Below are 12,457 nucleotides of genomic sequence, written 5' to 3'. Positions count from 1 at the left end.
CTGTTCGACCCGAGGCTGGAGAAATGAATTTCGATGTCTGGTGGCTGAGCTACCCGGTGCTGGGGGCGGTCGTCGGCTTTTTCGCCGGCCTGCTCGGCGTGGGCGGAGGTGGCATCATGGTGCCGGTCCTGACCAGCCTCTTCATCGCACAGGGCTTTCCCGCGGGCGGGGTCGTGCATCTGGCGCTCGGCACCTCGATGGCGGCGATCGTGATGACCTCGATGTCGAGCCTGCGGGCGCACCACAACCACGGCGCAGTGCGCTGGGAGATCGTGCGCTTCATCACCCCCGGCATCCTGCTCGGCACCTTCGGCGCGACGTTCATCGCGTCCCGGGTGGCGTCCGCGCCGCTCGCGATCTTCTTCGTCTGCTTCATGGCTTACGTGGCGCTGCAAATGCTCGTGAATGTGAAGCCGAAGCCGTCGCGCGAACTGCCGGGGCCGCTCGGCATGGGTGCGGTGGGCGTCGGTATCGGCGGAGTGTCCGCGCTCGTCGCGATCGGCGGGGGCTCGCTGTCGGTGCCGTTCATGACGTGGTGCAACGTCAAGGTGCATAACGCGATCGGCACGTCGGCCGCGATCGGGCTGCCGATCGCGCTCGCCGGCACGCTCGGCTACCTGGTGAATGGCTGGAACGCGGGCGGGACGCCGGCGTACAGCCTCGGCTTCGTTTATCTGCCCGCGCTGGTGCTCGTCAGCTCGGTGAGCATGTTCACCGCGCCGCTCGGCGCGAAACTCGCGCACCGCCTGCCGGTCGCAACGCTGAAGAAGATCTTCGCCGTCGTGCTGATGCTGCTGAGTGCGAAGATGCTGCATTCGATCTTCTACTGATCCGCGCGGCTGCGGCCGGCGCGCCCGGTCGAGCCGGAGTCGCCGTCCCCTGCCGCTTTCGCGCCGTTGGCGCCACGCGAAGGAGGACGGCACATGCAGCGAGCGCGTACGGACGAATCGATCACCACGGAGGAGCCCGCGACGCTTGCGGCCTGGCGTGCACAGTACCGCAGGGTCCGGGCCGACAGCGAAGCGCTGTGCGCTCCGCTCGCCGTCGAGGACTACGTGATCCAGACGACCGCGGAGGCGAGCCCGGCGAAATGGCATCTCGCGCATGTCAGCTGGTTCTTCGAGACCTTCATCCTGCGGGCCTTCCTTCCGGGTTACCGCGAATTCGACGCATCCTTCCGCGTCCTCTTCAACTCCTATTACGAGCAGGTGGGCGCGTTTCATCCCCGCGACGCGCGCGGTTTCCTGTCGCGGCCGACGGTGGAAGAGGTGTATCGCTACCGCGCGCACGTGGACCGGCACATCGAGGCCTTGCTCGACGGCGCGGGCGAGCGGCCGTGGCCACAAATCCTCGAACGGCTCGGGGTCGGGCTCAACCACGAGCAGCAGCACCAGGAGCTCCTGCTGACCGACATCAAGCGCAACTTCAGCGTCAATCCGCTGCGTCCGGCCTATCGCCTCGACCTCCCAGAGCGGCCGGCAGCGTCCGCGTCGCCGGTCGAATGGTTGGATTTTCCCGGCGGTCTCGTGGAGATCGGCAAGGTCGGCGATGGTTTCGCGTACGACAACGAGCGCCCTCGCCATCGCGTCTGGCTCGAACCGTTCCGGCTCGCGTCGCGCCCGGTCACGAACGGGGAATTTCTCGCGTTCATCGACGCGGGCGGTTATTCGAATCCGGCGCTGTGGCTGTGGGATGGCTGGGCGCGGGTGCGGCAGTTGGCTTGGAACGCTCCGCTGTACTGGGAGCGGATCGACGGCGACTGGTGGCGCTTCACGCTCGGCGGGATGCGCCCCGTTGATCCCGCCGAGCCGGTGTGCCACGTCAGCCACTACGAGGCGGACGCGTTCGCGACGTGGTCGCGGCGGAGGCTGCCGACCGAGGCCGAATGGGAAGTCGCCGCAGCAGGCCGGCCGATCGAAGGCAATCTCCGCGATCGTGGCTATCTGGAGCCGGCTGCCGCAGGCGCGGGCGAGGGGCTACGCCAGCTCTACGGCGACGTGTGGGAGCACACCGCGTCGGCCTACCTTCCGTACCCGGGCTTTCGCACGGCCGAGGGCGCGCTCGGCGAATACAACGGCAAGTTCATGTCCAGTCAGATGGTGCTGCGCGGCGGCTCGTGCGTAACGCCGGCCGATCACATCCGGCCGAGCTACCGCAACTTCTTCTACCCGCACGAGCGTTGGCAGTTCCAGGGCCTGCGCCTCGCCGCCGACGCGGATTGAGCGGATTCAACGGGCGCTTGCAGCGCCGGACGCGGACGACGGGGCAGCTCCTGCGGCGTGCCGCGGCACTCGCGAATCGATGCATGAACCTGTGGAGCATACCTTTCGGCCTGCTCCACAGGTCCTGTCTTCAGCCGTTCCCGCCTTCGAAGCCTGCCATCAAGGTGCGCAGGTTGTGCCGCATCAGTGCGATATAGGTCGGTGCGGGACCGCCGGGCCCCGAGAGCGCGTCGGAGTAAAGCGTGCCGCCGAGCTTGGCGCCGCTTTCCTTCCGGATCCGTTCGACGAGGCGCGGATCGCTGATGCTTTCGACGAATACTACCGGCACCTTTTCGCGGCGAAGTTGCCGGATCAGCTGCGCGATCCCGGACGCCGACGGTTCGGCCTGGTTGCTGATGCCGACGGCAGCGAGAAAGCGGATGTCGTAGGCATGACCGAAATAGCCGAAGGCGTCGTGCGAACTCACGACCTTGCGGCGCTCGCGTGGGATCGCGGCGAAGGTCTGCCGGATGGTCTCGTCGAGCGACGTGAGTTCGGCGCTGTAACGCGCGGCGTTCGCGCGGTAGGTGGCGGCGCCCGTTGGATCGGCTTCGGCGAGAGCGTCGGCGATGTTGCCGACATAGCGCACGACGTTGCGTACGTCCTGCCACGCGTGGGGATCGACAGCGGGCTCGTTGTGGTCGTGCGCGTGCTCTGACGTTTCCGCGTTCGCCAGTGGTTCGATCCCGGTGCTCGCGACGAGCAATCGGCCCTTGTAACCCGCCGATTTGGCGAGCCGCTCGACCCAGCTGTCGAAGCCCAGCCCGTTCGCGACGACCAGCGTCGCGGCGCCGAGTCGCCGCGCGTCGGACGGGCGGGGCTGGTAGTTGTGCGCGTCGGCGTCGGGCCCGACGAGCGTCGTGACCGCGACACGCTCGCCGCCGACTTCGCTCACCAGATTGCCGAGGATGCTGAAGCTCGCGACGACTTCGAGCGGGGCGGCGCGCAAGGCGCCGGCGGCGAGGGCGGAAGCGAGGGCGAATGCCGCGAGAAGGGCGCGTCGGACGGACATGGAAGTAGGGAGCGAGTCAGGATTCGAGGTGGGGGCGCCGGACGAACCGTGCGCCGAGCATGCCGCCGGGGGCGAACGCGAGCGACAGCAGGTACGCGACACCGGCGACGAGAATGATCGACGGCCCGGCCGGGACGTCGGCGTGGAACGAGACGAGCAGGCCCGCCACCCCGCTCGCGAGCGCGATAAGGATCGCGAGCCCGAGGATGCCAGGCAGGCTCCTGGCCCATAGGCTCGCGGCCGCGGCAGGCAGGATCATGATGCCCACCGCCATCAGCGTGCCGAGCGCGTGGAAACCGCTGACGAGGTTCAGCACGACGAGGATCAGGAAGCCGTAATGCGCGAGCGGGCTTGCGCGGCTCACGCTGCGCAGGAACGCAGAGTCGAAGCATTCGAGCACGAGCGGCCGGTAGAGCAGCGCGAGCGCGATCAGCGTCAGGGTCGAGATCGCGCTGATCAGCAGCAGCGAGTTGTCGTCGAGCGCGAGCACCGAGCCGAACAGCACGTGCAGCAGGTCGAGATTGCGCCCGCGCAGCGACACGATCATCACACCGGCGGCGATCGATAGCAGGTAGAACGCCGCGAGGCTGGCGTCCTCCTTGAGCCGCGAAGAGCGCGCGACGAGGCCGGCCCCAAGCGCGACGACCAGTCCCGCAACGATGCCGCCGATCGTCATCGCGCCGAGCGACAGGCCGAACGCGAGATATCCGAGTGCGGCGCCCGGCAGGATCGCATGCGCCATCGCGTCGCCCATCAGGCTCATGCGGCGCAGCAGCAGAAACACGCCGACCGGTGTGGCGCCGAGTGCGAGCGCGAGGCAGCCTGCGAACGCGCGGCGCATGAATTCGAATTCGATGAACGGCGCGAGGAGGCTTTCGGGCGTCATGCGACCTCCGCCGCCGGATGGCGGTGGCAGATTCCCGCCGCCGCGTCGAATTCGCTGGCGAGCCGGCGCGCGGCGGCGAGCCGCTCTGGGGTCAGCACGTCGGACGTCTTGCCGAACCCGACCGGTTCGCGGGCGAGCAGCAGGCAGTCCGGGAAATGCCGGCGGACGAGTTCGAGGTTGTGCAGGACGGCGAGGATGGTGCGCCCTTCGGCATGCCAGCCGACGACGAGCGCGACCAGGTCTTCGATCGTCCGCGCATCGATCGCGTTGAACGGCTCGTCGAGGAGCAGCAGCGGCGCGTCCTGCAGCATCATCCGCGCGAAACGGGCGCGCTGCAGCTGGCCGCCGGAGAGCGCGCCGATCTGCCGCGATTCGAACCCGGAGAGTCCGACCGCGGTGAGCGCGGCTTCGACGCGTTGGGCCTGCTCGCGGCGCAGCCGCCCAAACGCGCCGATCTCGCGCCATAACCCCATCGCGACCATGTCGAACACGCACACCGGAAAGCTGCGGTCGAGCTCGCTTTGCTGCGGCAGGTAGGCGATGCCGTCGCGCCCGTTCTTCAGTCGGAAGCTGCCCTGCAGCGGCGAGAGTTCGCCGACGAGGGCTTTCAGCAGCGTGGACTTCCCCGCGCCGTTCGGTCCGACGACCGCGACCAGCGCGCCGCTCGCGATTTCGCAGCTAAGGTGGTGCACCGCCGGGTGACGGTCGTAGCCGAGCGTCAGGTTTTCGAAACGTACGGCGGGAACGGTTCCGGTGGCGGTCATGCGAGCGCCCATCCCACGGTGATCCAGAGCAGTGCCGCCGCCGCCGCGGCCATGATGAGTCGCACCCCGACGCTTTGCGTGAGCACCGACGTGACGAGGGGGCTCGGTGGAGTGCCTCGTTTGCCGGCGTGAGCGTGGGGCGGCCGGACGTCGGGATCGGCGGGTGCGGGAGAATGGAAAGGATGATTCATCGGGCTGCGTCGGAGAATTCGAAACGGCGGAAGGGCAGTACGCTCAGCTTCCGCCGGCTTCGTTGCGGCCGACCTGTCGCCCGCAGTCTGCGCAGGTGCCGTGGAAGACGAGTTCAGTGCGTTCGGGGCGGTAGCCCTCCGGCAGCGCGAAACCTTCGTCGGGTCGGACCGATTCGAGGCACAGCACGTGACCGCAACGATCGCAATGGAAATGCGCGTGCGGTGCGGCATTTTCGCCGCCGAAGTTGAAGCGCCATGCTCGGTCCGGCCCCTTGATGCGGTGAGCGAGCCCCTGTTCGACGAGCCAATCGAGCGTTCGATAGAGGGTGACGCGATCGTGCGGCACGGCCGCGGCGGAGAGCCGCGCGGCAAGGTCATCGTGGCTCAGGGAGTGCCCGCTGCTCTGCAGGATTTCGAGTACTGCCAGGCGGGTTCGGGTGATGCGGCCGCCGTGGGCGGCGATCAGCTCGGCGCTGTTTCGGGGCGGGTGAAGCGTCGCGGACATGGCGCGGAGTTCGAGGACGTAAAAATGCTAATGCAACAGTGTAGCATTTTGCGCTGCGAATACTCCAGCGGCCTCGCGCAGTTCAAGTCGACAGCAAGGCGGCGAGTTCGGTGTAAAGCGCCTCGCTGTCGCCGAGGTTCAGTTCCAGCAGCCGGCGCAGGTGCGTCAGGCTGTCGAGGTCTATCTCGCGGCACACGATCCCGACCCGACCGTGCTCGGCGTGAGCAACACTCGCGCCCATCCGGATCACCGTTTCGCGGTCGTCGAGCCGCAATTCCAGTTCGCAATGCTGCCCGGGCACGAGCGGTGGCAAGCCGTCCGGTTTCACCAGCGCGCCCTTCAGGGACAGGTCGCACAGCTCGCAGTCGACGGTTACGTCGCCCATCGAGAACGTAGCGGTCGTCCGGAACGGGATGCGGGAATAGAGGCGCCGCTGCGCTCGGTGCGATTGTTCGTGCTGCATGCCCGATCCCCTTCGTTCCCTTGTTCTGTTGCCGATTATGACGATTCATGCGGCGGCGATTCTGCAAGGAGTGCCGCCGCACCGCAAGCTTCCCGAGTGAGCAGCCTGTCACGGGGACTTGCGGCGCCACGTGCAAGAATTTCCCACGGACAAGAACGAGGGCGCGAACCCGCGACCCTTGCGGAATTCCGCGTCGGAGGGAGTGTCGCTTGGCAGAGGCAGACGGACTCACGGGAGTGCTGGAACACGCGGACGAGCGCGTGCGGGGGCGGTCGCGCCCCCAGGTGTCGCAGCGTGCCGCGGACGAAGGCGGAGGGCGTGCCGATCCGACCGATCTGGCCGATCCGCTGCTCGAATGCCTGATGTTGATTGCGCGGGCGCACGGCAACAGCCTGACCGCCGACGCTGCGACTGCGGGGCTGCCGCTCGAGGAAGGCCGCCTCTCGCCGTCGTTGTTCGCGCGCGCAGCGAAGCGGGCCGGGCTGAACAGCAAGTCCGTCAGACTGCCACTCGACGCACTCAACGATGCGCTGTTCCCGGCGGTGCTGCTTCTCGCCGGCGACAAGGCCTGCGTGCTGACCGGCTGGAGCCGCGACCGCGAGAGCGCCCGCGTGATCTTCCCCGAACTGAACGAATCGGCCGTCGATCTTCCGCTCGCGGAGCTGTCGAATCGCTACGCCGGCGATGCGATCTACGCGCGGCCGTTGCACCGCTACGACGCGCGCACGCCCGAAGTCCGGCCGGCGAGGCGCAGCCACTGGTTCTGGGGGGTGATCGCCGAGAACAGCGCGCTCTATCGCGACATCCTGCTCGCGGCGTTCATGATCAACCTGTTCGCCGTCGCAATGCCGCTGTTCGTGATGAACGTGTACGACCGCGTCGTACCGAACCACGCGGTCGAGACGCTGTGGGTGCTCGCGGTCGGCGTGCTGCTCGCGCTCACCGGCGACGCCGTGCTGCGCTCGATGCGCGGCTATTTCGTCGATCTCGCCGGCAGCCGCGCGGACGTCAAGCTGTCGGCCGCGATCATGGAGCGCGTGCTCGGCCTGCGCATGGAGCAGCGCCCCGAGTCCGCCGGCTCGTTCGCCGCGAACCTGCGCGCGTTCGAGTCGGTGCGCGACTTCATCGGCTCGGCGTCCGTCGTCGCATTCATCGACGTGCCGTTCGCGCTGGTGTTCCTGCTCGTCATCGGCTGGATCGCGTGGCCGCTGATGCTGCCGTTCGCGGTGGGCGTCGTATTGGTGCTGGTCTATGCAATGACCGTGCAGGGACGGATGCACGAGCTCGCGGAGACGACGTACCGTGCCGGAGCGCAACGCAACGCGACCCTCGTCGAGGGGCTGGTCGCGATGGAGACGGTGAAGGCGCTCGGGGCCGAGGCGCCGCTGCAGCGCAAGTGGGAAAAGAGCGCCGCGCTGCTCGCCCGCGTCGGCGCGCAATTGCGGCTGTTGTCGGCGACGACGACGAACGGCGCCGCATGGGTGCAGCAGACGGTCAGCGTTGTCATCATCATCGCCGGCGTCTACCTGATCCGTGACAACGCGCTCAGCATGGGCGGCCTGATCGCGTGCTACATGTTGTCGTCGCGCGCGATGGCGCCGATCGGCCAGGTCGCGGGCCTCCTCGTCCAGTACCACAACGCCGCGACCGCGCTGGCCTCGCTCGACGCGCTGATGAAGCAGGAAGTCGAGCGCCCGGAAGACACCAGTTTCATCAGCCGGCAGTCGTTCCGCGGCGAGATCGAATTCCGCGACGTGAGCTTCCATTACCCGGGGCAGGGCGTCGACGCGCTGCGCAACGTTTCGCTGCGCATTCGCGCAGGCGAACGCCTCGCGATCCTCGGGCGGGTTGGCTCGGGCAAGACGACGCTCGAAAAGCTGATTCTCGGTCTCTACCGCCCGACCGGCGGTGCCGTGCTCATCGACGGCATCGACCAGCGTCAGCTCGATCCGGCCGAACTTCGTCGTCATATCGGCTACGTGCCGCAGGACGTGACGCTCTTCTACGGCACGTTGCGCGACAACATCACGATCGCCGCGCCGCTCGCCGATGACGCGACGGTGATCCGCGCTGCGGAAGTCGCCGGCATCACCGACTTCGCGAACACGCATCCACAGGGATTCGACATGCAGGTCGGGGAGCGCGGCGCGCAGCTGTCCGGCGGTCAGCGGCAGGCCGTCGCGATCGCACGCGCGCTGATCCACGATCCACCGATCCTGCTGCTGGACGAGCCGACCGCGTCGATGGACCACTCGAGCGAAGAAGCGCTCAAGCGCAATTTGCGCGACTTCGCGCAGGGCAAGACGTTGATTGTCGTGACGCACCGCACGTCGTTGCTCGACCTGGTGGAGCGCATCGTCGTCGTGGATGCCGGGCGCATCGTTGCCGACGGGCCGAAGGACCGGGTCGTCGAAGCGTTGCGCCAGGGACGTATCGGGAGGGGCGTCTGATGGGCGCGCCCGGCCAGAAAGCCTTCGAACGCATCGGCAGCGTGTCCGAGCGCATCGCGAAGCCCGCACGTCCGCTGCTCGAGCGCTTTTTCGCGAGGCTGATCGCACCCGCCGGACAAGCCGGCCTCGACTGGTCCGCGGATGCCGACTGGGCGCGCATCCAGCAAGAGCCGCTGCGCGCCCGCCTGCTGTTGCGCGGCGCCGCGGTGGTCCTGCTGCTGTTGTTGGTCTGGGCCGGGTTCGCGAAGGTCGACGAAGTCACCCGCGGCGAGGCGAAGGTGATCCCGTCGTCGCAGGTGCAGATCATCCAGAGTGTCGACGGCGGCGTCGTCGAGGAAATGTTGGTACGCGAAGGAGAAAACGTCGAAGCGGGGACGCTGCTGCTGAAAATCGATCCGACCCGTTTCGTCTCGTCGCTCGCCGAGAACCGCTCGCAGTATTTCGCGCTGCGCGCGAAGGCGGCACGGCTCGAGGCGTTGACGGGCGGCAAGCCGTTCCAGATTCCGGAGGAGATTGCGCGCGAAGTCCCCGAGATCGCCGCGCACGAGCGCCGGCTGTACGAGTCGAGCGTTGCCGAGCTCGACGCCCAGGTGTCGATCGCGCGTCAACAACTGATGCAGCGGGAACAGGAGCTCAACGAAGTGCGTGCGCGTCACGAGCAGGCGAGCCGGGGCTACCAGCTCGCGCAGCAGGAGCTTTCGGTCACGCGTCCGCTCGTGCAGTCGGGCGCCGTGTCTGAAGTCGACATCCTCCGTCTCGAGCGCGACGTGTCCCGGCTGCGCGGCGAGCGCGACCAATCCGCCGCGCAGATCTCGCGCATCCAGTCGGCAATTTCCGAAGCGACGCGCAAGGTCCAGGAAGTCGAACTGAACGTGCGCAACCAGTTGCGCAACGAGCTCTCCGACACGATGGCGAAACTGGGCGCGCTGACCGAAGGCGGCCGCGCGCTCGAAGACCGCGTGAAGCACGCCGAGGTGCGATCGCCCGTGCGCGGCACGGTCAAGCGCCTGCTCGTCAACACGGTCGGGGGCGTCGTGCAGCCCGGCAAGGAAGTCGTCGAGATCGTTCCGCTCGATGACGCGCTGATTCTCGAAGCGCAGGTCAAGCCGAAGGACATCGCGTTCCTGCGACCCGGGCAGGAAGCGCTCGTCAAGTTCTCCGCCTACGACTTCGCGATCTATGGCGGGCTCGACGCGGTCGTCGAACACATCGGCGCCGACACCGTCACCGATGACAAGGGCAACGCGTTCTACACCGTGCGCGTGCGCACGCTCGAATCACGCCTCGGCGAAAACCTGCCGATCATTCCCGGGATGGTTGCCGAGGTCGATGTCCTCACCGGCAAGAAGACTGTCCTGTCCTACCTGCTGAAGCCCGTGCTGCGGGCCAAGGCCAACGCCCTGTCCGAACGATGAGTCAGAACTTCTTCCTGTACTCCGCGAAAGTCGAGCCGACCGCGCGTTGGCGCGAAGCGTTTCCCCTTGGCGCGGTGATGGGCCTCGATTCGCTTGCCGCCGCAGCGAGACCTTCCGACGTGATCTGGCTCGTGACCGCGCATCCCGGCTGGCAGGACCTCGTCGCGAAGCTGACTCGCAGCTTGCCTCGATGCCCGCTCGTCGTGCTCAGCTTCGCGCCCGATGTCGCGGAAGCGATGCTAGCGCTCGAACACGGCGCACGCGGCTATTGCCACGCGCTGTCGGTTCCGACGCTGCTGCGCGAAGTCGCGCTCGTCGTGCATCACGGCGGGCTGTGGATCGGGTCGGAACTGATGGCCCGCGTTGTGCACGCCGCGCGTCGCAAACTGCCTCCTCCGCCGGCCGACGCCTGCCTCGACGGCCTCTCCGCGCGCGAACGGGAGGTCGCGCACGAGGTCGCGGCCGGCCTCAGCAACAAGGAAATCGCTGCCAAACTCGGCATCACCGAACGGACCGTCAAGGCACACCTCGGAGCGATCTTCGAGAAGCTCGGCGTGCGCGACCGGCTCCAACTCGTCCTGCGCCTGCGCGTGCCGGCGGACGTGCCCTATCCGGAGTCGCAATGATCTTCGTGAAACGCAATGCAAACGGAGATGTGACGGCCGTCAGCCGGGGCCCCGTCGAGGGCGACGGCGGCGAAGACTGGCACCCGGTGAGCGGCGCCGAGCCGGAAGTGCTCGCGTTTTCGCGCGCGATCGTCGAGGCGGGAAACCCGATGAGCCCGTCCGACCTGGGGCTGGTGCGAGTGCTCGAGGATCTCATCGATCTCCTCGTCGACCGCGCCGTCATCCGATTCACCGATCTGCCGCTGCCCGCCCAGTCGAAGCTGCTCGAGCGCCGTGGGTCGCGCGAGGCGATGCAGCGTTCCAGCCTGCTCGAAGACGACGGCGTCATCTGAACGGATCTGCCCGTTGAGCGGACTCGCGCGCGAGTCGCGGGCCAGTCTGACTGCCGGGGCGGGCGCCGGCGACGGGAATAACGATGTCCGGCAGGCCCGTTCCTCTCAGCAGCGCTTCACGTCGGCGTCCGATCCCCGCCTTTCTGCATATCGGTGTGACATTTTTCGCGCCGCCTGTCCTCCGGTCCAATAGAACGGGGCCGCCGTCCCACGTAGGGTCGAATCAGGACAAAGACATCAACCCCCGCGCGCTGGCGGGCCACCCCAATCTTTCGGAGCTGCAATCATGACTGCACTGACCGCCACCGTCGTCGCCGTCACCGGCAACGCCTTCGCCCGCGACATCGACGGCAACCTTCGCCCCCTCAAACCGGGCGATACGCTGAAGGAAGGCGAATCCATCATCACCTCCGCCGGCGGACGCGTCGAGATCGCGATGCCCGACGGCGAAACGTTCGGCGTCGAAGAGAACGTCACGTTCAAACTGAGTACCGACCTCAGCGAAGCGTCCCGCCCCGACGCCCAGGACGCGCACCTCGCCGACGGAACGATCGACCAGGTCATCGACGCGATCAATCAGGGGGCGAGCCTCGACGACGTCATCGAGGCCCCCGCAGCCGGTCTCGCCGGTGGCGGCGGCGGCGAGGGCAGCAGCTTCGTGAGGCTGCTGCGGATCTCTGAAGATGTAAATCCCGCTGACTTCGAGTTCGACTCAGCGGCCACTCGGGAGGTCGAAGCGGTCGAAACTGGGGCGGCGACGTCAGTACAAGTCGAGATTGCCCCGCCTCCGTATGTCGGAAATGTCGCTTTGAGCGCGCCCGAAACTGCTTCCGAGGGAGGTGCGATCGTTTATGTGGCAACCGTCGATAACCCGCCCGCGGGAACGCCGCTCGTCTTGACGCTGTCGAACGGCGCGGAAATCGTTATTTTGCCGGGAGAAAATTCGGGGAGCGTCCAGGTCGCTGCGCCGGGCGACGACGTATATCTGGACGCTGAAACATTGATCGTGACGATCGAGGGCAGTGCTGGCGGAGGGTACGACAAGCTCGCTGTCTCCGGCCCAGTCAGTTCGCATGTCGCTGACACGCTCGACCCGACGACGGTGAGCCTCGCGGTGAGCCCGGCGTCGATCACTGAAGCGGGCGGCACGGTGACCTACACCGCGACGCTTACGCACGCGGCCGAGGGGGCGGTGAGCGTGAAGCTGTCGAACGGGCAGACGATCACGATCGCGGACGGGGCGACGAGCGGCACGGTCGAGTACACCTTCGCGGCGAGCGACGACGTCTATGTCGACCCTGCCAACGCTGAGGTGACGATCACCGGCGCGAGCGGCGGCAACTTCGAACAACTCGCGGTGAACCCGGGGCCGGCGGTGGTGGCGATCGGCGACACGACCGACGTGACGACGGTGAGCATCTCGGCCGCGGACGTGACCGAGGACGACCTCGGCGTGACCTTCACGATCCAGCTCGATCACCCGCCGCAAGGGGCAGCGAGCGCGCAGGTGCAGGTGGGTGCGACGACTTACAACGTCGCGCTCGACGCCGCG

At 67.5% G+C, this 12,457-nt stretch carries 12 protein-coding genes; 7 read left to right on the top strand and 5 right to left on the bottom strand.

Features of this window, described 5'->3' with window-relative positions:
- Positions 1 to 23 precede the first annotated feature (23 nt).
- Both ROZ37_RS16655 and egtB read left to right on the top strand, forming a co-directional pair.
- On the top strand, positions 24 to 830 hold the full coding sequence (locus ROZ37_RS16655; RefSeq protein WP_312661009.1) for a sulfite exporter TauE/SafE family protein: 807 nt from the start codon (positions 24 to 26) through the stop codon (positions 828 to 830).
- A 93-nt stretch (positions 831 to 923) separates the two neighbouring features.
- Complete coding sequence (egtB, locus tag ROZ37_RS16650) at positions 924 to 2,222, top strand: ergothioneine biosynthesis protein EgtB (RefSeq protein ID WP_312661006.1); 1,299 nt, start codon at positions 924 to 926, stop codon at positions 2,220 to 2,222.
- Positions 2,223 to 2,352: 130 nt separating this feature from the next.
- Here egtB and ROZ37_RS16645 read toward each other — a convergent pair whose 3' ends face one another.
- The 5 genes from ROZ37_RS16645 to ROZ37_RS16625 all read right to left on the bottom strand — a co-directional run bounded on the left by ROZ37_RS16645 (position 2,353) and on the right by ROZ37_RS16625 (position 6,082).
- On the bottom strand, positions 2,353 to 3,273 hold the full coding sequence (locus ROZ37_RS16645) for a metal ABC transporter substrate-binding protein (RefSeq protein ID WP_312661003.1): 921 nt from the start codon (positions 3,271 to 3,273) through the stop codon (positions 2,353 to 2,355).
- 16 nt (positions 3,274 to 3,289) lie between these two features.
- Entirely contained in the window at positions 3,290 to 4,159 is an 870-nt protein-coding gene (locus ROZ37_RS16640) for a metal ABC transporter permease (protein ID WP_312661001.1), read from the bottom strand.
- Entirely contained in the window at positions 4,156 to 4,923 is a 768-nt protein-coding gene (gene aztA, locus ROZ37_RS16635) for a zinc ABC transporter ATP-binding protein AztA (RefSeq protein WP_312660999.1), read from the bottom strand. Before aztA ends, ROZ37_RS16640 begins: the two co-directional genes overlap by 4 nt.
- Positions 4,924 to 5,157: 234 nt before the next feature.
- Positions 5,158 to 5,619 carry a Fur family transcriptional regulator gene (locus ROZ37_RS16630; protein WP_312660997.1) on the bottom strand — a complete coding sequence of 154 codons (462 nt, stop codon included), beginning with the start codon at positions 5,617 to 5,619 and terminating at the stop codon, positions 5,158 to 5,160.
- An 82-nt stretch (positions 5,620 to 5,701) separates the two neighbouring features.
- The gene (locus tag ROZ37_RS16625) at positions 5,702 to 6,082 is read right to left on the bottom strand and encodes a PilZ domain-containing protein (RefSeq protein WP_312660995.1); all 381 of its coding nucleotides are present in this window, start codon (positions 6,080 to 6,082) and stop codon (positions 5,702 to 5,704) included.
- Positions 6,083 to 6,417: 335 nt separating this feature from the next.
- Between ROZ37_RS16625 and ROZ37_RS16620 the strand changes: the two genes are divergently transcribed.
- The 5 genes from ROZ37_RS16620 to ROZ37_RS16600 all read left to right on the top strand — a co-directional run.
- Entirely contained in the window at positions 6,418 to 8,532 is a 2,115-nt protein-coding gene (locus ROZ37_RS16620) for a type I secretion system permease/ATPase (protein WP_312661191.1), read from the top strand.
- Entirely contained in the window at positions 8,532 to 9,947 is a 1,416-nt protein-coding gene (locus ROZ37_RS16615; RefSeq protein WP_312660992.1) for an HlyD family type I secretion periplasmic adaptor subunit, read from the top strand. Before ROZ37_RS16620 ends, ROZ37_RS16615 begins: the two co-directional genes overlap by 1 nt.
- Positions 9,944 to 10,573 (top strand): response regulator transcription factor, encoded by a 630-nt coding sequence (locus ROZ37_RS16610; RefSeq protein ID WP_312660991.1) that lies wholly within the window; start codon positions 9,944 to 9,946, stop codon positions 10,571 to 10,573. Before ROZ37_RS16615 ends, ROZ37_RS16610 begins: the two co-directional genes overlap by 4 nt.
- Positions 10,570 to 10,905, top strand: a complete 336-nt coding sequence (locus ROZ37_RS16605; RefSeq protein ID WP_312660990.1) for a hypothetical protein — start codon at positions 10,570 to 10,572, stop codon at positions 10,903 to 10,905. The genes ROZ37_RS16610 and ROZ37_RS16605 overlap by 4 nt, the downstream gene beginning before the upstream one ends.
- A gap of 286 nt (positions 10,906 to 11,191) precedes the next feature.
- The coding region (locus tag ROZ37_RS16600) for a retention module-containing protein (RefSeq protein ID WP_312660988.1) at positions 11,192 to 12,457 on the top strand (1,266 nt) is incomplete at its 3' end.

This window comes from Aromatoleum sp., assembly GCF_032027225.1.
In the GTDB taxonomy this organism is placed as follows: Bacteria; Pseudomonadota; Gammaproteobacteria; order Burkholderiales; family Rhodocyclaceae; genus Aromatoleum.
The sequence above is the reverse complement of the archived record's forward strand: the minus strand, read 5'-3'. Positions and strand labels throughout refer to the sequence as shown.

What these genes read in the sequence shown, in the direction of transcription:
- ROZ37_RS16630 (WP_312660997.1), bottom strand. Translation starts at nt 5,619, where the DNA reads ATGTCCGCGACGCTTCACCCGCCCCGAAACAGCGCCGAGCTGATCGCC.
- ROZ37_RS16645 (WP_312661003.1), bottom strand. Translation starts at nt 3,273, where the DNA reads ATGTCCGTCCGACGCGCCCTTCTCGCGGCATTCGCCCTCGCTTCCGCC.
- aztA (WP_312660999.1), bottom strand. Translation starts at nt 4,923, where the DNA reads ATGACCGCCACCGGAACCGTTCCCGCCGTACGTTTCGAAAACCTGACG.
- ROZ37_RS16640 (WP_312661001.1), bottom strand. Translation starts at nt 4,159, where the DNA reads ATGACGCCCGAAAGCCTCCTCGCGCCGTTCATCGAATTCGAATTCATG.
- ROZ37_RS16655 (WP_312661009.1), top strand. Translation starts at nt 24, where the DNA reads ATGAATTTCGATGTCTGGTGGCTGAGCTACCCGGTGCTGGGGGCGGTC.
- ROZ37_RS16615 (WP_312660992.1), top strand. Translation starts at nt 8,532, where the DNA reads ATGGGCGCGCCCGGCCAGAAAGCCTTCGAACGCATCGGCAGCGTGTCC.
- ROZ37_RS16605 (WP_312660990.1), top strand. Translation starts at nt 10,570, where the DNA reads ATGATCTTCGTGAAACGCAATGCAAACGGAGATGTGACGGCCGTCAGC.
- ROZ37_RS16610 (WP_312660991.1), top strand. Translation starts at nt 9,944, where the DNA reads ATGAGTCAGAACTTCTTCCTGTACTCCGCGAAAGTCGAGCCGACCGCG.
- ROZ37_RS16625 (WP_312660995.1), bottom strand. Translation starts at nt 6,082, where the DNA reads ATGCAGCACGAACAATCGCACCGAGCGCAGCGGCGCCTCTATTCCCGC.
- egtB (WP_312661006.1), top strand. Translation starts at nt 924, where the DNA reads ATGCAGCGAGCGCGTACGGACGAATCGATCACCACGGAGGAGCCCGCG.